The organism is Pseudomonas sp. LAM2023 (genome assembly GCF_016620375.1).
Taxonomy (GTDB): domain Bacteria; phylum Pseudomonadota; class Gammaproteobacteria; order Pseudomonadales; family Pseudomonadaceae; genus Aquipseudomonas; species Aquipseudomonas anuradhapurensis.
In genome coordinates this window covers 873063-894025 of record NZ_JAENHV010000009.1, presented here as the reverse complement: position 1 = coordinate 894025, position 20963 = coordinate 873063, and the positions used below count along the sequence as shown (strand labels likewise).

General features: G+C 64.2%; 23 protein-coding genes. 9 read left to right on the top strand and 14 right to left on the bottom strand.

Features of this window, described 5'->3' with window-relative positions:
* Positions 1 to 87: 87 nt before the first annotated feature.
* From JKP78_RS04220 to lpxO, 3 genes are all read right to left on the bottom strand, one after another.
* Complete coding sequence (locus tag JKP78_RS04220; protein ID WP_170029314.1) at positions 88 to 657, bottom strand: GNAT family N-acetyltransferase; 570 nt, start codon at positions 655 to 657, stop codon at positions 88 to 90.
* A 78-nt stretch (positions 658 to 735) separates the two neighbouring features.
* Positions 736 to 1080, bottom strand: a complete 345-nt coding sequence (locus tag JKP78_RS04215; RefSeq protein WP_170029315.1) for a carboxymuconolactone decarboxylase family protein — start codon at positions 1078 to 1080, stop codon at positions 736 to 738.
* A 133-nt stretch (positions 1081 to 1213) separates the two neighbouring features.
* The gene (lpxO, locus tag JKP78_RS04210) at positions 1214 to 2113 is read right to left on the bottom strand and encodes a lipid A hydroxylase LpxO (protein WP_170029316.1); all 900 of its coding nucleotides are present in this window, start codon (positions 2111 to 2113) and stop codon (positions 1214 to 1216) included.
* Between the two features lie 158 nt (positions 2114 to 2271).
* Here lpxO and thpR point away from each other — a divergent pair, with 158 nt between their 5' ends.
* Positions 2272 to 2817, top strand: a complete 546-nt coding sequence (thpR, locus tag JKP78_RS04205; protein WP_200626115.1) for an RNA 2',3'-cyclic phosphodiesterase — start codon at positions 2272 to 2274, stop codon at positions 2815 to 2817.
* Position 2818: 1 nt separating this feature from the next.
* Here the strand turns inward: thpR and JKP78_RS04200 are convergent, their stop codons facing one another.
* A complete protein-coding gene (locus tag JKP78_RS04200) occupies positions 2819 to 3415 on the bottom strand; it encodes an NAD(P)H-dependent oxidoreductase (RefSeq protein WP_186684572.1) in 597 nt (198 codons plus the stop codon).
* 92 nt (positions 3416 to 3507) lie between these two features.
* Between JKP78_RS04200 and JKP78_RS04195 the strand changes: the two genes are divergently transcribed.
* Entirely contained in the window at positions 3508 to 4104 is a 597-nt protein-coding gene (locus JKP78_RS04195; protein ID WP_170029320.1) for a TetR/AcrR family transcriptional regulator, read from the top strand.
* Between the two features lie 35 nt (positions 4105 to 4139).
* Here the strand turns inward: JKP78_RS04195 and JKP78_RS04190 are convergent, their stop codons facing one another.
* Positions 4140 to 5045 carry an AraC family transcriptional regulator gene (locus tag JKP78_RS04190; RefSeq protein WP_186684574.1) on the bottom strand — a complete coding sequence of 302 codons (906 nt, stop codon included), beginning with the start codon at positions 5043 to 5045 and terminating at the stop codon, positions 4140 to 4142.
* A gap of 180 nt (positions 5046 to 5225) precedes the next feature.
* Here JKP78_RS04190 and calA point away from each other — a divergent pair, with 180 nt between their 5' ends.
* Positions 5226 to 6278 carry a vanillin reductase gene (calA, locus tag JKP78_RS04185; protein ID WP_186684576.1) on the top strand — a complete coding sequence of 351 codons (1053 nt, stop codon included), beginning with the start codon at positions 5226 to 5228 and terminating at the stop codon, positions 6276 to 6278.
* Positions 6279 to 6338: 60 nt separating this feature from the next.
* On the opposite strand, the gene JKP78_RS04180 is transcribed toward calA, so the two are convergent.
* Positions 6339 to 7655, bottom strand: coding sequence for a hypothetical protein (locus JKP78_RS04180; RefSeq protein WP_200626114.1), 1317 nt, complete (start codon positions 7653 to 7655; stop codon positions 6339 to 6341).
* 206 nt (positions 7656 to 7861) lie between these two features.
* Here JKP78_RS04180 and JKP78_RS04175 point away from each other — a divergent pair, with 206 nt between their 5' ends.
* The gene (locus JKP78_RS04175; RefSeq protein ID WP_200626113.1) at positions 7862 to 9061 is read left to right on the top strand and encodes a sugar transporter; all 1200 of its coding nucleotides are present in this window, start codon (positions 7862 to 7864) and stop codon (positions 9059 to 9061) included.
* Positions 9062 to 9112: 51 nt separating this feature from the next.
* Here the strand turns inward: JKP78_RS04175 and JKP78_RS04170 are convergent, their stop codons facing one another.
* The 3 genes from JKP78_RS04170 to JKP78_RS04160 are packed head-to-tail and all read right to left on the bottom strand — an operon-like array spanning position 9113 to position 11551.
* Positions 9113 to 9697 carry a LysE family translocator gene (locus tag JKP78_RS04170; RefSeq protein ID WP_186684582.1) on the bottom strand — a complete coding sequence of 195 codons (585 nt, stop codon included), beginning with the start codon at positions 9695 to 9697 and terminating at the stop codon, positions 9113 to 9115.
* Between the two features lie 50 nt (positions 9698 to 9747).
* Positions 9748 to 10578 (bottom strand): AraC family transcriptional regulator, encoded by an 831-nt coding sequence (locus JKP78_RS04165; protein ID WP_186684584.1) that lies wholly within the window; start codon positions 10576 to 10578, stop codon positions 9748 to 9750.
* A gap of 49 nt (positions 10579 to 10627) precedes the next feature.
* Entirely contained in the window at positions 10628 to 11551 is a 924-nt protein-coding gene (locus JKP78_RS04160) for a LysR family transcriptional regulator (protein WP_200626112.1), read from the bottom strand.
* 104 nt (positions 11552 to 11655) lie between these two features.
* Between JKP78_RS04160 and nfsB the strand changes: the two genes are divergently transcribed.
* From nfsB to JKP78_RS04145, 3 genes are all read left to right on the top strand, one after another.
* Positions 11656 to 12309 carry an oxygen-insensitive NAD(P)H nitroreductase gene (gene nfsB / locus JKP78_RS04155; RefSeq protein ID WP_200626111.1) on the top strand — a complete coding sequence of 218 codons (654 nt, stop codon included), beginning with the start codon at positions 11656 to 11658 and terminating at the stop codon, positions 12307 to 12309.
* A gap of 129 nt (positions 12310 to 12438) precedes the next feature.
* Positions 12439 to 12888 (top strand): antitoxin Xre/MbcA/ParS toxin-binding domain-containing protein, encoded by a 450-nt coding sequence (locus JKP78_RS04150; protein ID WP_186684591.1) that lies wholly within the window; start codon positions 12439 to 12441, stop codon positions 12886 to 12888.
* Positions 12885 to 13322 carry an RES family NAD+ phosphorylase gene (locus JKP78_RS04145; protein ID WP_186684593.1) on the top strand — a complete coding sequence of 146 codons (438 nt, stop codon included), beginning with the start codon at positions 12885 to 12887 and terminating at the stop codon, positions 13320 to 13322. Before JKP78_RS04150 ends, JKP78_RS04145 begins: the two co-directional genes overlap by 4 nt.
* Positions 13323 to 13329: 7 nt before the next feature.
* On the opposite strand, the gene JKP78_RS04140 is transcribed toward JKP78_RS04145, so the two are convergent.
* Positions 13330 to 14484, bottom strand: coding sequence for a cysteine desulfurase family protein (locus JKP78_RS04140; protein WP_186684595.1), 1155 nt, complete (start codon positions 14482 to 14484; stop codon positions 13330 to 13332).
* Between the two features lie 194 nt (positions 14485 to 14678).
* Positions 14679 to 15605, bottom strand: coding sequence for a LysR family transcriptional regulator (locus JKP78_RS04135; RefSeq protein ID WP_200626110.1), 927 nt, complete (start codon positions 15603 to 15605; stop codon positions 14679 to 14681).
* 140 nt (positions 15606 to 15745) lie between these two features.
* Here JKP78_RS04135 and JKP78_RS04130 point away from each other — a divergent pair, with 140 nt between their 5' ends.
* Positions 15746 to 16969, top strand: coding sequence for an acyl-CoA dehydrogenase (locus JKP78_RS04130; RefSeq protein WP_186684598.1), 1224 nt, complete (start codon positions 15746 to 15748; stop codon positions 16967 to 16969).
* Here JKP78_RS04130 and JKP78_RS04125 read toward each other — a convergent pair.
* A complete protein-coding gene (locus JKP78_RS04125) occupies positions 16966 to 17760 on the bottom strand; it encodes an OBAP family protein (protein ID WP_442793961.1) in 795 nt (264 codons plus the stop codon). The two genes, JKP78_RS04130 and JKP78_RS04125, sit on opposite strands and share 4 nt — an antisense overlap.
* A gap of 169 nt (positions 17761 to 17929) precedes the next feature.
* Between JKP78_RS04125 and JKP78_RS04120 the strand changes: the two genes are divergently transcribed.
* Positions 17930 to 18298 (top strand): histone-like nucleoid-structuring protein, MvaT/MvaU family, encoded by a 369-nt coding sequence (locus tag JKP78_RS04120; protein ID WP_170029334.1) that lies wholly within the window; start codon positions 17930 to 17932, stop codon positions 18296 to 18298.
* Between the two features lie 46 nt (positions 18299 to 18344).
* On the opposite strand, the gene JKP78_RS04115 is transcribed toward JKP78_RS04120, so the two are convergent.
* Positions 18345 to 19409: a TerC family protein gene (locus JKP78_RS04115; protein WP_200626109.1), complete on the bottom strand. Its 1065-nt coding sequence runs from the start codon at positions 19407 to 19409 to the stop codon at positions 18345 to 18347.
* 187 nt (positions 19410 to 19596) lie between these two features.
* On the bottom strand, positions 19597 to 20898 hold the full coding sequence (locus JKP78_RS04110; RefSeq protein WP_200626108.1) for a substrate-binding domain-containing protein: 1302 nt from the start codon (positions 20896 to 20898) through the stop codon (positions 19597 to 19599).
* Between the last annotated feature and the right edge of the window lie 65 nt (positions 20899 to 20963).

The window sequence follows — 20963 nt, the reverse complement described above, 5'->3', positions numbered from 1 at the left end:
CCCACAGCTACAGCGCCGGCCTGGCGAGCCGCGCGATAGTTGCGGGAGCGGGCGTGCCCGCGAAAAGCCCAGTTCTGGAAGGCGCGCCTAGCGCCCGCGCCGCCGTGAAACCCGAGCCTCGATATTCTTGCGCCCGATCAGCAACGGCGGTTTCTCCAGCACCGGTTCATCCGCCAGCCACTTGTACATCACCAGGCAGTCCACCAGCCCCAGGCTGGCATGGCGATAGGCCTTGGGTAGACGCCCGACGGTTTCGAAGCCGAGCTTGTGCCACAACGCCACGGCCACCTCGTTGGTGGCGACCACCGAGTTGAACTGCAGGGCCAGAAAGCCCTCCTGGCGCGCCAGTTTCTGCGAGTGTTCACACATCAACCGCGCCACACCCCGGCCACGGGCGCGTTCGCAGACCATGTAGCCGCAATTGCCCACGTGCGCCCCAGGCCCGGCGGCGTTGGGCTTGAGGTAGTACGAACCGAGCAATTCGCCGTCGTCCTCGGCGACCAGCGTACGCAACGGCATTTCCAGCCACAGTTGGCGCGCCTGTTCAAAACTCAGCGCCGGGTCGAAGGCGTAGGTTTCGCGGGCCTGGACGACAGCCTGGAAGGTAGGCCAGAAACGTTCGAAGTCGTCGGCCATCATGGGGCGGATATGGATCATGCGGGTTCCTGCAAGGGCTGGGCCGCCCAGTCTGGTGGGCGCGGCGCCGTCGCGCAAGGGCGGCGACGCCGATTGCGCTCAGTCGGTCGCCTTGCCCACCGCATCCATGGCCCGTGCCGAGTAGACCAGTGCAGCACCGGCATTCATCGCCACGGCCACGCCGAGGGCCTCGGCGATTTCCTCGCGGCTGGCACCGTGCTTTACGGCTTGCTGCGAGTGCACGGCAATGCAGCCGTCGCAGCGGGTGGTCACGGCCACGGCGAGGGAAATCAGCTCGCGGGTCTTGGCATCCAGGTGGTTGGTCTTGGCGCCGGCGCCGCTGGCGGTCATGTAGCCGGCAACGGTGTCGGGGGAGAGTTGCTTGAGATCGCCGATGCCGGCCATCAACTGCTTACGGTAGGCGTCCCAGTCCATCATGCTCATTGTCTTCACCTTGGTAAGGTTGCGAGTGGAGCTTTCAGGCTAGTCGAAGCGCGGCAAGTGGGACTTGTACTTTGGTGCTGGCCAGCGTTGAAGCGGCCAGACCCGGCCGCTTGTGCAATTGCCAGCGGGCCGCTCAGATGTAGATGAACACCAGCACCAGTGCAGCGACGAACGCCCACTTTTCCAGGTAGTAGCGGGTGCGGTTGCGCTTTTTCAGCGCCTTGCCCCGTTCGCGGATCTTGTAGATACGGGTGAACAGCCGGTTGATGCCACCGGTCTTGTCGCCCGCATCGTTGGGCGCGGCGGCGGCGGCCATGACGTTGCGGCTGAACCAGCGGTTGAACGCAGTTGCCCAGCGGTACTTGAGCGGGCGTTCGATGTCGCAGAACAGGATGATGCGGTTGTGCTCGGTAGTGTTGGCCGCGTAGTGGATGTAGGTCTCGTCGAACACCACACCTTCACCATCGCGCCACGAGTACTTTTCGCCGTCCACGTCGATGTAGCAGCCGTCATCGTTGGGCGTGTCGAGGCCCAGGTGGTAGCGGTACGAGCCGGCATACGGGTCACGATGACGTACCAGCTTGGCGCCCGGTGGCAGGGTGGCGAACATCGCGGCCTTGACCGTGCCGATGCCCTTGAGCAGCTCGGTGGTGCGCGGGCACAGGGTCATCGCCGACGGGTGGCTTTCGCCGTACCACTTCAGGTAGAAGCGCTTCCAGCCGGTCTTGAAGAAGGAATTGAAACCGACGTCATCGTAATTGTCGGACTTCTTGATCTCGCCCACATGCAGCAGCTGGCGCGCCTCTTCGCGGATCTCCTGCCAGTGGTCCTGCAGCGTCTGCAGTTCCGGGAAGGCTTCCACCGGCAGGTAAGGTTTGGCCGGGTGCCTGGAAAACAGGTACAGGAAGCTGTTGACCGGGGCCAGGAAGCTGGAGTGATCACCCAGCTGGCGGGTCAGCTTGTGGCGAACCCGACCGCGCAGGTGAACATAGGCGATCGAGAGGGCGAAGAGGAGTACGAGTGCAATTTTCATGGACGTTTACTTGTCGAAAAATGGCCATGCGCCATGGCATTAGCCCGCCAGCATAAACAATCATGGGGATAGTTTGTAACTATTGTTACGAAACACCGGGGCGACTTAGGTGTAATACCCTACAGTCTTGCGCAAACGTTTCATGCTAGGGAGTTCCCATGATTCAGGATGTACGAAGCACTGGTACCCCCTTCAAGCGGTTGTTCTTCGCCTTGCCGGTAAGTGATACCCAGCGCCGGGCGCTGGCCCAGTGGCGAAGCAGTCTGATCCTGCGCAGCGGCAAGCCGGTGCCAGCCGCCAACTTCCATGTGACGCTGCTGTTTCTCGGCGACGTGGACACCGCCCAGGTGCCGGCAATCTGCGCAGCGGCCGATCAGCTGGCACTACCGGCCACGCCACCTCGCCTGCGACTCGATCGCTTGCAGGTGTGGCCGCGGGCCGGCGCGCTGGTACTGGAGGCGCAGCAGAGCCCCGCGACGCTGTTGCAACTGGTGTATGGCCTGCAGCAAGCGCTGCTGCCGCTCGGGGTGGAAGCGGCCAGCCGCGACTATCGCCCGCACCTGACACTGGCCAGGGATTTTCGTGGCCAGCCGCCAGAGGCCAGCAGCGCGCCGGATTTTTACCTCGCTGCCCGCCATTTCACCCTTTACGAGTCACGCAAGGGGGCCTACTGGCCATTGGCGCAGTGGCCGCTGTCGAACTGATTCAGGCCGTCACTTCGCAATCTGCGAACAAGCGCTCACCCAGTGCGCGTGCCGTGCCCAAATGCGGGGCCGGGTTCATACCTTCGCTGTCTTCCAGCAGGGTGGAGCTGAGCACCTCGGCGCCGCAATAGTCGAAGATGCCGTGCTCGATCTGCACGCGCATCGCTTCGCCATAGCCATGCCGTTCAAAGGTACCGCGGTCGGCGCCGGCGACGCCGACCAGGTGCACCTTCATGCCGCGCAATTTCTTCACGGTGGTGCTGCCGTCATAGTCGAACGCCCAACCGTTGCTGAACACCCGCTCAACCCAGCCCTTGAGCAAGGCTGGCAGCGACCACCAGTAAATCGGGTACACCAGCACCAGGGCATCGGCGCGTTCGATGCGTGCCTGCTCCTTGCGCACATCCGCCGGCGGGGCAGCCAGGCGGCGGTGCACGGCATGGTCGGCCAGGCCGAACCGGGGGTCGAAACCTTCACTGGCGAGGTCGGCGATTTCGCTGCTGTGGCCGGCTTCGGCCAGGCCATTGGCGACCTGCCGGGCCAGGGCGTGGGTCAATGAGTGAGGGTCGTGGTGGCCGACAACGATCAGGGCGTGCATGGTGAATCTCCTGGATGAGGATGCAGGGTTACCTTCAGCGCTATATACTCAAGGTAAGTTACGTCCAGTAAGTTACTTTTGGTAGGTTAGTGATGTCAAGCGATGATCCAACCCGCTCGCGCAAGCGCCTGAGCCGTGACGAGCGCCGTCGCCAGCTGCTCGACATGGCTTGGCAGCTGGTGCGCGAGGAGGGCACCGATGCCCTCAGCCTGGGCCGTCTGGCCGAGCAGGCGGGAGTGACCAAGCCGGTGGTCTATGACCATTTCGAAACCCGTACCGGGCTGCTGGTGGCGCTGTATCAGGAATACGATGCCCGCCAGTCTCGAATGCTGGAACAGGCCCTGGCGCGCTGTGACGCCAGCCTGGCCAGCCGCGCCAGGGTGATAGCCGAGGCCTACGTCGACTGCGTGATGAGCCAGGGGCTGGAAATACCCGGTGTCTCGGCCGCGTTGGCCGGGTCGCCGGAGATGGAAGCGCTCAAGCGGGCCTATGAGCAGCCCTTCCTGGACAAATGCCGGGAGGCGCTGGCCGGCTTTTCCCCCAGCGGTACCGTCGGGGCTGCTGGCATGCGCCTGTTGGTGGGGGCAGCGGATGCCTTGTCACAGGCGGCTGCGGCGGGAGAGCTGGAAGCTGAGGCGGCCAAGGCCGAACTGCAGGCCGCCATCATGGCGATGGTCGAGCGCCAGTGAAGGTTCGAGATTGCCCGGCTGCAAAGCCCATCAGCTCAAACCGGCAAGCTTTGATAGGGTAATTCGTCGCCGGGGCTGCGGTTGAACTGGCGCTTGTATTCGCGGCTGAACTGCGAGGTGCTCTGGTACCCCACCCGGTGGGCAGCCTGGGCCACCCCCAGGCCTTCGCCAATCAGCATCTGCTGTGCCTTGAGCAAGCGCAGGCGCTTGAGGTATTGCATCGGCGCCATGTCAGTGCAGCGCTTGAAATGTTCGTGGAAGGTGGAAACGCTCATGTTGGCGCGCGCAGCCAGCGCCTCCACGCTCAGTGGCTCGGCGTAGTGCTCGCGCAGGTGGGCGAGGGCGGCGCCAATGCGGGCAAAATGTCCCTGTTGCTCGACCAATGCCCGCAATACGCCCGCCTGTGGGCCACGCAAGGCGGTATACAGCACCTCGCGTACCCGCGCTGGCCCCAGCACCTTGGCATCCAGCGGGTCCTGCAGGCAGTGCAACAGGCGTTCCACGCATTCGCGCATCGGTGCATCGAGCGCCGCCGAAGTCATCGATTGCGGCGTTTGTGCCTGCACCGCTGCATCCGCGGCCAGGTCCATGCTTTGTACCAGCTCCCCGAGCACGCCGCGGTCGATGTGTACTGCCACGCCCAACAAGGGCGCTTCGGGGGTGGCGAAGGTTTCGCACATGAACGGCACCGACAATGCCTGCACCAGGTAATGCCCGGCGCCGTACTCCAAGGTTCGAAGCCCTAGGCGTGCCAGTTTGCTGCCCTGAGCCAGGATCATCAGGCTGGGTTCGTAGATCTGCGGGCTGCTGGCCACGTAATGGTCCCAGCTCAGTACTTGTACCTGGGGCAGGTGTGTGGGCACGAAGCCTGGACGTGTGGCGAGGCTGCGGATCAGCGCGCAAAGCGGCGCGTTGGCGTCGACGTGGCGGGTCAGTTGCATGGTGGACCAGGGCAGAGAATCAGACAGTTTGATCATCGCAGATTAGAGGCTGGGCGCCAGCTGCGGCAGGGCATCTTCGGAGAATCAGGCATGAATGTCGGAGGATCTGCGGTGGGCGGGGCGGTACATGGCGCGCAAAATGCGCCGCCTGAATCGTTTCACTCCACAGCGAGGCCCTGTATGTACACTGCCATCGGCTATGCCGCCCAGACGCCAACCAGCCCCCTGGCCCCCATCACCTTCGAGCGCCGCAGCCCGCGCCCGGACGACGTCGCCATCGAGATCCTGTATTGCGGCGTGTGTCACTCCGACATCCACCAGGCACGCAACGAATGGGGCATTGCCGTGTACCCGCTGATGCCTGGTCACGAGATCATCGGCCGGGTCACCGCAGTCGGGGACAAAGTGACTGCGCACAAGGTCGGTGACCTGGTTGGCGTTGGCTGCATGGTCGACGCCTGTCGCCATTGCGACGCCTGTGCCAAGGACCTGGAACAGTACTGCCTTGAAGGCCCGACCATGACCTACGCCACTCCGGACCGGGTCGACGGCAGCAATACCATGGGCGGGTACTCCAGCAGCATCGTGGTCAACGAGCATTTCGTGCTGCGCATCCCGGCCGGCATGGACCTGCCCAGCGCTGCGCCGATCCTGTGTGCCGGGATCACCACCTACTCGCCACTGAAGCACCATGGCGTCGGCCCTGGCCACAAGGTTGGCATTCTCGGCATGGGAGGCCTCGGCCACATGGGCATCAAGCTGGCCAAGGCCCTGGGCGCCGAGGTCACGCTGTTCACCCGTTCGCAGGCCAAGGCCGACGAGGCGCGTCGCCAGGGCGCCGACCATGTGATCGTGTCTACCGATGCCGAGCAGATGCGCGCGGCTGCCGGGCGGTTCGATTTCCTGCTCGACACCATCCCGGTCCAGCATGACCTCAACCCCTACCTGGAAACACTGAAGTTCGATGGCGTGCATATTCTGGTGGGCCTGATCGAACCGATCGACCCCGCGCTGCATGCGGCCAATCTGGTGTTGAAGCGTCGGGTGCTGGCGGGGTCGCTGATCGGCGGGATTGCCGAAACCCAGGAAGTGCTGGATTTCTGTGCTGAGAACGACATTCGCTGTGATATCGAACTGCTGGATATTCGCAACATCAACCAGGCCTACGAGCGGATGATCGCCGGCGATGTGAAGTACCGCTTCGTCATCGACATGGCCACACTTCAGGGCTGATGCTCGGGCAATCCCGCTCCCGCTGGTCCATGCACCGCGGGCGCGGGGCTACGCGCACGGTTACCAGGCCATCGGCCTGTCCCAGCCCTTCCAGAACAACCAGCGCCGCACTTCACCATGGTCCCCGGTGCCGATCTGCCAGGCTGGCCGCTGGCTGTCCAGCGCAATCAGCGAAACGAACCCGGCATGGCTGGCCGCCACCAGCGTCCGCCCATCGGCACTGACATCCATCGCGCTGATGGTCGAGCCCAGGTAATGCTGCCAATGCTCCACGCCGTCTTCACCAAACGCCCGCAGGTAACCATAGGCATCGCCGACGATGTATTCGCCGTCACGCGCCACGGCGGCATACACCCGTGCGCCCTCCTGCACCTGTGGGGTACGCGGGTCCTGGCTGTAATAATCGGTATCCAGCCCCGGCAGGTCGGCCACCCTGACTGCCAACGTGGCCCCGCTGTAGAAATGGCAGGCGTTGAGTATCAACTGGTCCCCCGTGCGGTTGAACAGGGCAAAGTGCGGGTATTCGCTGGCCGGCCCGATTGCGGCAACGGGCCTGAGCTGGTCGTCCAGTACCAGGTGGCGGCTGCCCTGTTCACCGACCGCAATCAAGCGGCCGTCCGCCGACACCGCACCGTGCTCCATGCTCAGCCCCAGGCTGATGTCGTCCGGGTCGGTGCCTTCGGCCAGTTCATCGAGCACTCGTGCCTGCTGCGGCAGCAGCCGGGTCGCACCCTGGCAGGTGAGCAGGAAGATACCTTCGGCACTTACCAGCAGTACCCGCTGGCCATCCGGGAAGGGGATCAGTGCGGAAGGAGTGGGTGGCAACTCGAACGGCTCGAACGGGTAACCTGCCGGCAACCCTTCCAGTCCCGTCGGCCAGGCCAACCGCTGTACCTGGGGGCCGCCCCAGCCATCGGTCACGCGTATGCCTTCGGCATTGGCCAGCGCGAAGTAGCGACGCCCAGGGCAGCGGCCGAAATGCTCGACCCCGATCACCGGCGTTACCCCGAGGTTGTCGATATGTACGACCTGGCCTTTTTCATAGGGCATGCCGATGCGCGCCAGCAGGCTGCCGTCATCCAGCAGCAGGACACTGCTGATACTCTGGCCGTGGGTATCGAGCAACGGCAGCAAGGGATGGTGCGCAGGCGGCCAGGCCTCGCGGAAGGCCTGGCGCTGCTGGTCATCAACGCCGGGGCGGTTGGCCGCCTGCAGGGCTGCCAGCCAGGCCTCCAGCAAGTGCTCGGTGGCAGCGGCCTGCGGTGCTTCGAGGTGGTCCCAGCCGTGCGCGCGGCCCCGCGCGACGTAGTCGTTGACGGCCTGGGCGTAGGCGGTGACCGCCTGGTGCCACTGTTGCTGGGGAGGCTGCTTGTCCATGCGCGGGTCGGGCTCCAAGTTGCATACAGGTTTCACACAAAGCGCGCATGGTACTCCTTCTGCCCGATGCGCGGTTGTGAGGCCCGGGTGTGACGCGTACCATGCCGGGCATTCCTTCCAATAACAAAGCGTACGTCGACACCCAGTGCAACCGGGTGGCCGGCGCGCGGTCTGTTGCCTTGTCTGCGGAGAACCGGTTGCAACCCATGAATGGACCCATACCCACCCAAATGCCCCCTACGGCCGGCAGCGGCAGCTGGCTGAGCGTGATTGCCCTGGCCCTGGCTGCGTTCATCTTCAATACCACCGAGTTCGTCCCGGTGGCGCTGCTCAGCGACATTGGCCGCAGCTTCGCCATGAGCACCGCCCAGGTCGGCCTGATGCTGACGATCTACGCCTGGGTGGTGGCGCTGGCCTCGTTGCCGATGATGCTGCTGACCCGCAACATCGAGCGGCGGCGCCTGTTGCTGCTGGTGTTCCTGGTGTTCATTGTCAGCCACCTGCTGTCGTGGCTGGCACAGAGCTTTGCCATGTTGCTGGTCAGCCGGATCGGCATTGCCCTGGCGCATGCGGTGTTCTGGGCCATCACCGCCTCGCTGGCGGTGCGTGTGGCGCCGCCGGGCCAGCAGGCCAAGGCGCTGGGCCTGTTGGCCACGGGCACAACCCTGGCCATGGTCCTGGGCATCCCGCTGGGCCGCGTGGTGGGTGAGGCACTGGGCTGGCGGGTGACTTTCCTGAGCATTGCCGGTGTGGCGCTGGCGACCATGTTGTGCCTGATGAAGTCGCTGCCGCTGCTGCCCAGCCAGAACTCCGGCTCGCTGCGCAGCCTGCCGATCCTGTTCAAGCGCCCGGCGCTGGTGATCACCTATGTGCTGGTGACGTTGGTGATTACCGCGCAGTTCACGGCCTACAGCTACATCGAACCGTTCGCCTTGCATGTGGCGCAGATTGGCGGTGAACGCACCACCTTGCTGTTGCTGCTGTTCGGTGGCGCCGGGGTATTCGGCTCGTTGCTGTTCAGCCGCTACAGCGAGCGCTTCCCGCATGGCTTCCTGGTCGGCTCGATCGGCCTGCTGGCGGCGTGCCTGCTGCTGCTGTTGCCGCTGTCAGGCAATTTCTATGCGTTCGCTGTGCTGAGCATGTTCTGGGGTGTGGCAATCCTCAGCTTCAGCCTGTCGCTGCAGTCCAAGACCCTGAAGCTGGCCTCCGATGCAACCGACGTGGCCATGGCGTTGTTCTCGGGTATCTACAACATCGGCATCGGCGGTGGCGCATTGCTCGGCAGTATCGTCAGCAGCCAGCTGGACGTGGCGTACATCGGCCTGGTGGGCGGAAGCGTGGCGGTGCTCGGGTTGCTGCTGGCGGTTGCCAGTGCACCGCGGTTCCGCGGGGCACTGGCACACTGAGCTGACGCAGGCACGCGCTCCTCGGATACCCCGCAGACCTGCGCAGACAGTTCAGGCCAGCACGGCAGCCCACGCAGACACCAGCAGCACCATTGCCAGCACCTGGTTGAACAGCCGCAACCGCTGCGGCGCCTGCAGCCAGAGCGCGCTGCCTGCCCCCAGCAGCGCCCAGGCTGCCATGCACGGCAGGGCGATCAGCAGGAACACCAGCGCCAGTTGCCACACCGGCAGCGACGGTGCGGCAAACACCCCGACCACGGCCACGGCCATCAGCCACACCTTGGGGTTCACCACCTGCAACGCGGCCGCGCTGAGCGCACTGAAACCTTGCCCCGTGGCTGCCTGCAGCGGGGCGCCCGCACTGCGCAGCATCTTCCACGCCAGCCAGCTCAACCACAGCACACCGGCGCCACTCATCAACTGCTGAGCCAGGGGGTGGCGCAGCAGCAGCTCACCCAGCCCCAGGCCGACCATCAGCACGATCGCGGCGGCTGCGCCACAGGCCGCCACGATCGGCGCCAGGCTCGCGCGCAGGCCAGCGCGGGCGCCATGCGCAAGGATCAACAGGTTGGTTGGCCCGGGGCTGATGCTGGACACCAGGGCAAACAGGATGAAAGGCAACAGCGACTGCGACATGATCAATGGCTCCGGATGAACGAAGCACCATGCTGGCTGGTTGCCGCCGTTCAGTCTGGAAGGTTTGAGCAGCGCTTGCGGTAGTCGGCTGGGGTCAGCTGGTAGGCACGGCGGAACCAGCGCCCCAGGTGGCTCTGGTCGGCAAAGCCCAGGGCCATGGCCACCTCGGTGGGTGTCTGGCCCTCGGCGAGCAGGCGCCGCGCGCGAGCCAGGCGCAGCTGGATCAGGTAGGCGTGCGGCGCCAGGCCATATGCGGCCTTGAACGCGCGGGTCAGGCGGAAGCGGTCGATGCCACAGGCCTGGGCCAGGTCTTCGAGGCCAATGTCGCATGCCAGGTGGGCGTGCAGGTAATCCCGCGCTCGCTGGGCGGTCAGCGGCAGGCGCGGGTCGGGGTTGATGCGCCGGCGCCAATGCAGGTGGCGAGTCAGGCAAGCCAGCAGGTCGTCCATGGCGGTCTGGCGCACAATCCGCCAGTCCTGCTGGTGCACGGCCCGGAAGGCGAGGGCGGTGGCGCGGGCCAGGCGTTCGTCCTGGCACAGGGTATCGGCAAAGCTGGGCAGGCTGTCGCCTGGCACGTGCTCGAACAGCGCCCGCAGTTGCTGGTCGAGCCAGGCGGGCTGCAGGTACAGCGTCGAATAGGTGAAGCCTTCCGCGGTCGGTGCCAGGCCGTCATGGATGTCGCCGGGCTCGAGCAGGAACACCTGCCCCGGTGTACTGCGATGGCGTACCCGGCGGCAGTTGAACTGCTGCACCCCCTGTTCGGTCACGCCGACCAGGAAGCTGTCGTGCCAGTGCGGGTCGTAGGCATGCCCGACGAAATGCGCGCGGACCGACTCGATGCCGGTATCGGCGTCCTGCTTGAGGTCGATCCAGTTGCTCATTGGCGGCGTGCCCGGGTGGAAAATTCCCACCTTAGCGTAAAGGCCTGGCTCAGTCTGGAACGATTGTGCAACCGTTGCTCAGCACCCGTGTGCGCAGGGCCTCGAAGCGTTCGCGCAGCCACACATGCAATTGCCTGATCGCGGGCGTGAGTTGCTTGCGGTGCGGGCATACCAGGGTGACCGGGGCAGCCTCACCGAGGTGCTCGGGCAGGATGATTTCCAGTTCGCCGGCGACCACGTTGGCGCTCACATCCAGCCACGACTTGTAGACGATGCCTTCGCCTTGCAAGGCCAGGCGGCGGATCACGTCGGCATCGTCGCTGACCAGCGGTCCGCGCACTTGCACGGTACGGTTGCCCACCCGCCATTTGTCGTAGACCCGATTGTGCTGCATGTACAGCAGGCAGGCGTGCTGTTGCAGGGCTTCAGGCGTGAGTGGGCGGCCGTGGCGGGCGAGGTAGTCGGGCGAGGCGACCAGCACCCGGCGGTTCCAGTCGGCCAGGGGCAGGGCAATGTAGTTGGCGTCCTGGTTGAGGCCGTAGCGGATAGCCACGTCCACCGGGTCGCGGTTGAGGTCGGCGATCTGGTCGGACAGGAACAAGCGCAGGTGCAGCGCCGGATGCTCGCGGCGAAAGGCGCTCAGCCACGGCAGCAGCAGGTTGCGGCCCAGGTCTGAAGGTGCCGACACCTGCAGCACGCCACGCAGCATGCTGGAGTTGCCATGCAGGTCTTCGCGGCCCTGGCGCAGGCTTTCCAGCACGGTCACTGCGGTCGGCAGATACAGCTCGCCTTCGGCAGTCAGGCGCAGGCTGCGGGTGGTGCGGGCGAACAGGCGCACATCGAGGTCGCGCTCCAGGCGCTTGATCGCGGCAGCTACCTGGCCGGGCAACAAGTCGGCCTCGTGGGCGGCGGCGGTGAAACTGCCCAGTACGCTGCTGCGGACGAACAGTTCGAGGTCGGCGATGCGCAGCATTTTCACTCCATGCGTTAAAGTGTTGTTGCATTGTGCCGGTTTTTCTTTTCTGCAGGGAAGATAGGATGGCCCGCAAATCCCTTGTTGATTCCAGGAGTTGTTGCATGGATACCGTCTCGCTGGCCAAGCGCCGCTACACCACCAAAGCCTATGACGCCTCGCGTCGCATTCCCCAGGCCACTGTCGACGCCTTGCTCGAGCAACTGCGCCACAGCCCGTCTTCGGTCAACTCGCAGCCGTGGCATTTCATCGTCGCCGACAGTGCTGAAGGCAAGGCGCGCCTGGCCAAGAGCACTGCCGAACGCTTTGCCTACAACTCGCCGAAGATCCTCGATGCGTCACACGTGATTGTGTTCTGCACGCGCACCGAGATGAGCGAGGCCCACCTGAACGCAGTGCTCGAGCAGGAGGCAGCGGATGGGCGCTTCCGCGATGAGCAGGCGCGCGCCGCGCAGAACCAGAGCCGTCGGCACTACGTCGACCTGCACCGTTTTGACCAGAAAGATTTGCAGCACTGGATGGAAAAGCAGACCTACCTGGCGTTCGGTACGGCCATGCTGGGGGCTGCGGCCCATGGCCTGGACGCGACACCGATCGAGGGCTTCGACAGCAAGATCCTCGATGCCGAACTGGGCCTGCGCGAGCGTGGCTTCACCAGCGTGGTGCTCCTCAGCCTGGGGTATCGCAGCGAGACGGATTTCAATGCCGGGCTGAACAAGTCGCGCTTGCCAGCTTCGCAGGTGTTCACTTTCCTGTGACATCGCCGGGGCCGCTCTGCGGCCCCCTGCCATTTATCAAGCTCCCGCGCTCGACCGCTCGGCAACCGGGTTGGCAAGTATTCGGCAAATACCGCATACTTGTCGGCAAACGCCGGAAAGGAGCTTGCCATGCTTGCCGAAGTGCTTCGCGACAACGGTTACCACGAGTACCGGGTGCGCCTGCATGCGCTGCTGGAAATCCCCGAGCTTGCCAGTGATTTCGAGATCCACACGCGCATCACCCATGGGTTTGCCGCCACCTGGCTGGTAAAGCTGACCGAGCTCGGGGTATTCACGCCAGTGGAGCGTGACCAGATCATTCCCCTGCGCACCCTGAAGTCGCGCATCGAACGTGACCAGCCACTGACCGTCGAGGAAAGTGACCGGCTGTTCCGCTCGGCGCATATCACCGCCATGGCCGAAGCCGTGTTCGGCGACGCGGCCAAAGCCAAGCGCTGGCTGTCCAAGCCCAAGGAGCGCTTCGCGGGGTTGACGCCGATGCAGATGCTCACTACCCAGCAAGGTACTACCCAGGTCGAGGAAATGCTGCTGCAGATCGCCGAAGGCTTTGGCTTGTGATCCTCTGGCGAATCAGCGCCTATGCCGACCTGAGCGGAACCGGCGGTCTGCGTGTCAGCGGCCGCTGGCACCAGGCCGGGCGGCCGGTGGTCTATGCCGCCACCAGCCCGGCCGGTGCCATGCTCGAGGTGCTGGTGCACCTGGAGATCGACCCCGAGGATTTCCCCACCACCATGCGTTTGCTGCGCATCGAGTTGCCCGACACGGTATCGCAAGCGCAACTGCCAGCCTTGCAGCCCGGTTGGTCAACGCAGACCGAACTTACCCGCGGCCTGGGCAACCGCTTCCTCGATGACTGTTCGGCATTGCTGCTGCCGGTGCCCAGCGCGATCATGCCCAGAACCATCAATTACCTGTTCAACCCGCGGCATCCGCAGGCGCACAGTGCCAGGCTCGACGTCGAGGACTTCACGCCGGACAGCCGGCTGTTCTAGGGCGGGCTTACCAGAGAGCCGCCGCTGCCGCCGCCAGCACCCTGGCAAACACTTCGATCGCTTTCTCCACTTCAGCCGCGTTGCTGAAACGGCCGATGCTCAGGCGCACGCTGTTGCGTGCCCGACGTTCGTCCAGCCCCAGTGCCAGCAGTACGTGCGAGGCCGCATTGCTTGCCGAATTGCAGGCGGAGGTGGTCGACAATGCCAGCTCACTGGCCAGTGCTGCACTGTTGAAACGCGGGTTGTCGATGCACAGGTTCAGCGTATGCGGAATACGCTGGCGGGCGCAGCCATTGAGGGTGACCCCAGGCAGCGCCAACAGGCCTTCGCGCAGGCGCCCGGCCAGCTGCTCGAGGCGCTGGTACTCGCTATCGCCGGGCTGGCCGGCCAAGGCAAAAGCGCTGCCCATGCCGACAATCTGGTGGGTCGCCAGGGTGCCAGAGCGCAAGCCCTGTTCATGCCCGCCACCGTGCATCTGCGCGCACATCAGCGGGCGTGCGCGCGGCCCGACGTAGAGTGCACCGATACCCTTGGGGCCATAGACCTTGTGCGCCGAAAACGACATCAGGTCCACGGCCATCAGGTTCAGGTCGATGGCCAGTTTGCCTACCGCCTGCGCCGCATCCACGTGCAGCAGGGCACCGTGGGCGCGCACCTGTTGGCCAATCGCGGCAACGTCAGTGAGCGTACCGAGCTCGTTGTTGACCGCCATCAGCGACACCAGGCGCGTGTCGGCGCGCAACGCCGCCTGCACGGCTGCAGGCTGGATCAGGCCGGCGGCATCTGCTCCCAGGCGGGTAACCGCCCAGCCCTGGCGCTCCAGTTCGGCCACGGTGTCGAGCACGGCCTTGTGTTCCAACTGGCTGGTGATCAGGTGCCCGGGCTGGCCGAGGCCTTGGGCGATGCCCTTGAGCGCCAGGTTGTTGGACTCGGTCGCGCCTGATGTCCAGACCAATGCGTCAGCCTGCGCGCCGACGCGTTCGGCCACTTGCTGACGGGCCTGCTCGACAGCCTGGCGGGCGGCCTGGCCGAAGGCATGGCCAGTGGATGCCGGGTTGCCAAAGTTGGCCTGGCTGCCGAGGCAGGCGAGCATGGTTTCGATGACCCGGTCGTCGACCGGAGTGGTGGCGGCGTAGTCGAAGTAGAGCGGGGCGCTAGGCATTGGGCGGGTCCGTGTGTGCTGCCGTGAAATCGGCGATCGATGGCGCAAGCGTACCCGCCACGTACGCGATGGTTTTCGCTTCTTGTGGCCGTTTTTCCAAATCTTCAAACAGATAATTCTAGCTGCTGATGAGTTTGTAGGAAATTTTTCTCTTGGCTGCTTCGGATTTCACCCTAAACCAATTGGCTACCCCTTCAGGCCGGTGCCAGCGCCTTCTCTTCCTCGGCGACGACGCGCTCGCACAACTCGGTGATCTGTTCGCGCATCCAGCGGTTGGCCGGGTCCTGGTCGGTGCTTTCATGCCAGTACAGGTGGGTCTCCAGCGCCGGTACTTCCACCGGCAGGGGCTGGTAGCGCAACTGATGGCGGCGGGCGAAGCGCTCGGGAACGGTCATTGCCATGTCGGTCTGCTGCAGCACCTGCGAGGCCATCAGGTAATGCTGCGAGCGCAAGGCAACCTTGCGCTGCACGCCCATCTTGCCCAGGGCCAGGTCGACATAGCCCAGGCCGTTGCGGCGGCTGGAGATATGGATATGGGTCATGCCCAGGTAGCTTTCCAGGGTCAGTTTGCTGTCTGCCAATGGATGGCCCTGGCGCAGGGCGCAGACATAGCGATCCTGCATCAGTTTGATGTGGCGTACTTGCGGGTCGGTATTCAAGGGCGCGTCGATGGCGAAGTCCAGGCGCCCGGCGGCCAGTTCCTTGGTGGTGTCGCGGCGCTTGCACAGGAAACTTTCGATCAGCACCGCCGGTGCCAGGCGGCGCAGGCGCTGGAACAGCGGCGGCAGGATGACCGCCTCAGTCAGGTCGGTCATGCTGATGCGGAAGGTCTTGTTGGCCTGTTGCGGGTTGAAGATGCGGCTTTCCTGCACCGAAGTACGCAGCAGCGCCAGGGCGTTGCGCACCGGGCCGATGATGTTCTGCGCCATGGGCGTGGGCACCATGCCTTGCGCGGTGCGCACGAACAACGGGTCGTTGAAGGTTTCGCGCAGCCGCGAAAGGGCATTGGACACCGCCGGCTGGGTGATGCCGACAATCTGCCCGGCGCGGGTCAGGTTGGCTTCGGTGTAGATGGCATCGAACACGATGAACAGGTTGAGGTCGACCTTGCTGAGGTTCATGGGTGCCGCTCTTTGTTGGAATTATCGGCCGATCATATATCGGTTATGAATGTTTATACACGCGGAAAATAGACTAGGTGGATGGTGGCATGCTGCTCTAGGCTCTGCTCCATGTACTTCGAACCGTGAAGGTAGCCCCGATGGATTTCGCCTATTCGCCCAAGGTCCAGGCTCTGCGCGAGCGCGTCAGCGCGTTCATGGACGCCCATGTCTACCCCGCCGAGGCGGTGTTCGAGCGGCAGGTCGCCGAGGGCGACCGCTGGCAGCCCACCGCAATCATGGAAGAGCTCAAGGCCAGGGCCCGCGCCGAGGGGCTGTGGAACCTGTTTCTGCCTGAATCGGAATACGGCGCCGGGTTGAGCAACCTGGAATATGCCCCGCTGGCAGAGATCATGGGCCGCTCGCTGCTCGGGCCGGAGCCGTTCAACTGTTCGGCACCGGACACCGGCAACATGGAAGTGCTGGTGCGTTATGGCAGCGATGCGCAGAAGCGCCAGTGGCTGGAGCCGCTGTTGCGCGGCGAGATCCGTTCGGCATTCGCCATGACCGAACCGGACGTAGCGTCCTCGGACGCTACCAACATGGCGGCCACGGCTGTGCGTGACGGTGACGAATGGGTGATCAATGGCCGCAAGTGGTGGACTTCGGGCGCCTGCGATCCCCGCTGCAAGGTAATGATCTTCATGGGCCTGTCCGACCCGCAGGGGCCACGCCACCAGCAGCATTCGATGGTGCTGGTGCCCACCGATGCGCCCGGGGTGAAGATCATTCGGCCGCTGCCGGTGTTCGGCTATGATGACGCGCCCCACGGCCACGCCGAAGTGCTCTTCGAAAACGTGCGGGTGCCGTACGAGAACGTCATCCTCGGCGAAGGCCGCGGTTTCGAGATTGCCCAGGGGCGGCTTGGTCCGGGCCGTATCCACCACTGCATGCGCTCGATCGGCATGGCCGAACGAGCACTGGAACTGATGTGCAAACGCGCGGTAGAGCGCACCGCTTTCGGCCAGCCACTGGCGCGACTGGGTGGCAACGTCGACAAGATTGCCGACTCGCGCATGGAAATCGACATGGCCCGGCTGCTGACGCTGAAAGCGGCGTACATGATGGACACGGTCGGCAACAAGGTGGCTCGCAGCGAGATTGCGCAGATCAAGGTCGTCGCCCCGAACGTAGCGTTGAAAGTGATCGACCGGGCGATCCAGATCCATGGCGGGGCAGGAGTGAGCGGCGACTTCCCGCTGGCCTACATGTATGCCATGCAGCGTACCCTGCGCCTGGCCGACGGGCCGGACGAGGTGCACCGGGCGGCGATTGGCAAGTATGAAATCGGTAAATACATGCCGGCGCGCAAGGGGCATGGTTAACGGCTGGAGCGGCTGTTGGTGTTTTCCGGTGTCGCCTTGGTTGGGCGGTGGAGGTGGGCGCCGGTCGGGTCGACGAGCTGAATCACATCGCCCCGTTGCCAGCCGTTGGCCTGCGGGTCTGTTGCCGGTATCGCGATGTCGGCCCGTTGCGCCCTGCTTTTGACCGTATCGATGCCCAGGCGCCGGTTGCGTTGCTCGACCATGGCCGGGTTGGCCTGGCCATCGGCGGTAAAGCCCATCATCAATTGCGGGACCCCGAGCGGCAGCGTCTTGTCCTGGTCGGTGTGCCAGGTATGCCAGGTTTTTCCATAGGTATGCGCCAGGCGCTGCATCAGCGCATGTTCTGCCGGTGCGGGGATGCCCGGCGCGACCAACTGGCCGGACGATACTTCATAGCCGTGGCTGTGCCACATGGCTTTTTCCTTTGCCGGCAAGTGGGTGAACAGTTTCCGGTCGATGATGTACTCGATGCCCATGATCTTGGCGCTACGGGTATTGCCGTCGTAGATCACGCACTGAATCACATCTTCGTTCAGCAGCGAGCAGTAATGGTGGGCTTCCATCTGGATCTCGGGGTGGCCATTATAGAAGTGGAAGCCATCCAGATAGGCATTCAGCGCTTCGATGGGGGGCTTGTCCTGCAACAGCGCTGCGCCTGCCTCCAGTAGTTGGGTGGTTGCGGACTCGGGGCTGCCGGGTGCGTCGACAGGCGATACTGTTCGGGGTGTCGAGCAGCCCCAAAGGGCGAGACAGGCGACTGAAAGGCTCAGGCAGCATGTGGTGAACTTCATGTAATCGGTCTCCATGGGGTGTGGGCAGAAGACCGTCGGTTGGTGCATAACATTGAATGTACGGGACGGGCGGTACTGCTGGCGCAATGGCCTGGAACTTAGTTCTCGCCCGGCTGCACTAATTCGTTGTCAACCTCGCAACCCAGGCCGTCCTGAGGAAGGTACCCCCATGTCCCGTCTCGCAGAATTCCGCCAGCTGGAACAGAAACTGGCTGCTCAACTTGCCGAACTGGAAGCCATGAAAGGCAGCCCCGAGCTGCAAAGAGAAATCGAGTTTGAAACCAAACTGCGCAACTTGTTGGCCAAGTATGAGTTCAGCCTGCGCGACATCATCAGCCTGCTGGACCCGCAAGGCGGTCGCCGCCCGGCTCAGCCCGCCATTGCGCCGAAAGCCAGGCGTCGCGCGCGCCAGGTGAAACAGTACAAGAACCCGCATACGGGTGAAATGATTGAAACCAAGGGCGGCAACCACGCGAAGATGAAGGCGTGGAAAGCTGAACATGGCGCTGAAGAAGTCGAGAGCTGGCTGGTTCGTTAGTGTGCCCAGGCAGGAGAGTTATTGCTTAAGTCTGACTAGCTAGAAATCAGACCCGCATTTGCGGGTCGTCCTCTTTTTGGTTGGCTGTAGAATCAACCTTCACTGGCTGTTGGCATGCAGCATCCCTGGTTTCCGGTTTTCCCCCGCGCGTCTTGACCAGTGAAACCACCACGCCACCCAGCAACAGCCCGAACGTCACCCCCAACGACAGCAACGCCGGCACCTTGCCCACCATGCCGTGGTAGAAAATCTTGCAGCCAATGAAGATCAGCACCATCGCCAGCGCGTACTTGAGGTAAACGAAGCGGTGCATCAGCGCCGCCAGGGCGAAATACAGCGAGCGCAACCCCAGGATGGCGAAGATGTTCGAGGTATAGACGATGAACGGGTCCTGGGTAATCGCGAAGATCGCCGGCACGCTGTCGACGGCGAACACCAGGTCGGCCAGTTCGATCAGCACCAGCGCCAGGAACAGTGGGGTGGCATGGCGCAGCGGCTTGTGCTGGCCGGGCGGGGCCTGGCGTACGAAGAAATGCGCGCCGTGAATCTGCTCGGTGACCCGCATGTGCCGCCGCACGAACTTCAGGATCGGGTTGTTGGCCAGGTCCGGCCGGTGGTCTTCCTTCGACAGCGCCATCTTCACCCCGGTAAACAGCAGGAAGGCGCCGAAGATGTACAACACCCAGGCAAAGTTCTGCACCAGCGCCGCGCCCACACCAATCATGATCGCCCGCAGCACGACCACGCCGAGGATGCCCCAGAACAGCACGCGGTGCTGGTAGCGGCGGGGGATGGCGAAGTAGCTGAAGATCATCGCCATGACGAACACGTTGTCCATCGACAGCGACTGTTCGACCAGGAAGCCGGTATAGAACTCCAGCGCCGGTTGCGCCCCCAGGTAGTACCAGACCCCGATGCCGAACAGCACGCCAACACTGAAATAGCCTGAATACAGCAACAGGCTTTCGCGCATTTCGATTTCCCGGTCGTGGCGGTGCAATACGCCAAGGTCGAGCACCAGCAGGCCGATGACGATGGCCATGAACAGCAGCCACAACCAGGCGCTGGTGCCGAGGAACGGGGTGGTGAGGAATGTGTGTAGAGCTGTCATGAGCCCCTCCTTGAATGTCGACGTTGCATGGCAACAGTGATCCGACATGGCGGCCTGGCAGCCGTCAGAGGGGCCCGGTATCACATGCTCTTGAGCCTAGACCTGATTGCCGGGGATGCCGAATGGGGAGCTGTTACATTTTTTTGCCGGGACCTGTGTGGCGGCGACCTGGCGTGCAGCTTCCAGGTCAGTTCACCCACACCTCGACCCGGCGGTTGCGCAGGCGGCCTTGCTCCAGTTCGTTGCCCGCCACCGGTAGTTCATCGCCCATCCCCATCACCTCCAGTATCTCGACGCCATCGCGTGCCAGCTCGCGGCGCACCGCCTGGGCCCGCAGCCGCGACAGCAAGGCCGCGCGGCCGGGCGTTTCCTTGGGGTCGCCAAACCCCACCAGCACCGCGTTGCCGTTCAGCTTGCCGGCCTGGCGCAGGTACTCGGCCACTCGCTGCACATCGCGCAATGCCTTGCTGTCGAGGCTGGCGCTGCCCTCCTGGAAGCGAAAGTTCACGCTCAGCCGCTGCGCTTGCTGGGCCAGGGCGCGATAGCGCGGCGGCATGTCGGCCAGCGGCACCACAGGTTGGGCATTGATCTGCTGCGAGACGAAACCTAGCTGGGCGACGATTGCCTGCCCGGCCGGGCTCTGGGCGAAGTCCGCCAGGGCCTTGGCCTGCGGTTTCGGCTTAGCCGGCAGGTAGAAGTACAGGCGCCGCGACAGTGGGTAGTCTTCGCTGGCCACCAGCGCGCGCTCGGGGAGCATGGCCGGGGCATCGCCTTCAGCCACCGCCAGTACCTTGGCGCGGTGCACGGCCGGCAGGCTGCTGAAGCCGATGGCCTGTCGGTCGGCGCTGATTTGCGCGGCCAGCTCGTCGCTGGACTCGAAGCGCCTGGCCGTGGCCGACAGCGTCCGATGCTGCGGCTCCAGCACCAGCGCCTTGAAGGTTTCGTAGGTGCCGGAGCGGTCGTCACGGGCGTAAAGATGGATGGTGCCACCGGCAATGCCCAGTTGCTCCCAGCGCTGGATCTGGCCGGAGAAGACCTGTGCCAATTGCGCTGTAGTGAGTTGGGGTAGCGGGTTGTCGGGGTGGACGATGACCGCGACGCCATCGAGGCCGATCACCTGCTCGGCGGCGGCACTGCGCAGGTCGCCGAGTGCGCGCAGCTGGCCCGCTTCGCTGTCGTTGATCGGCCGCGAAGCGGCGGCCAGGTCGGCCTCGCCACGCCCCAGGGCGGTGAAGCCGGTAGTGGAACCGTGGGCGGCGATATCGACGCGTATCGGCTGCCCTTGGGCGTCGCGCGCGGTGATCACGGTTTCATTGGGCAGTTGCCCGGGGTGCTGTTCGATCGCAGTGGCTTGCCGGGCGCGCAATTGCGCCTGGACCAACGCCGGCAGCAGCGCTGCGCCAATGGTGTTGGATCCTTGCACCCGCAGGTGCTCGGCGTGGGCCGTCAGCGGCAGCAGGGAAAGCAGCAAGACAAGCAGGCGGGGCATGCCGGTTAGCCCTGTGGCATAGAGTTGGCCGGCAGATTACGACAGTAGCGTGATGATAATGTGAC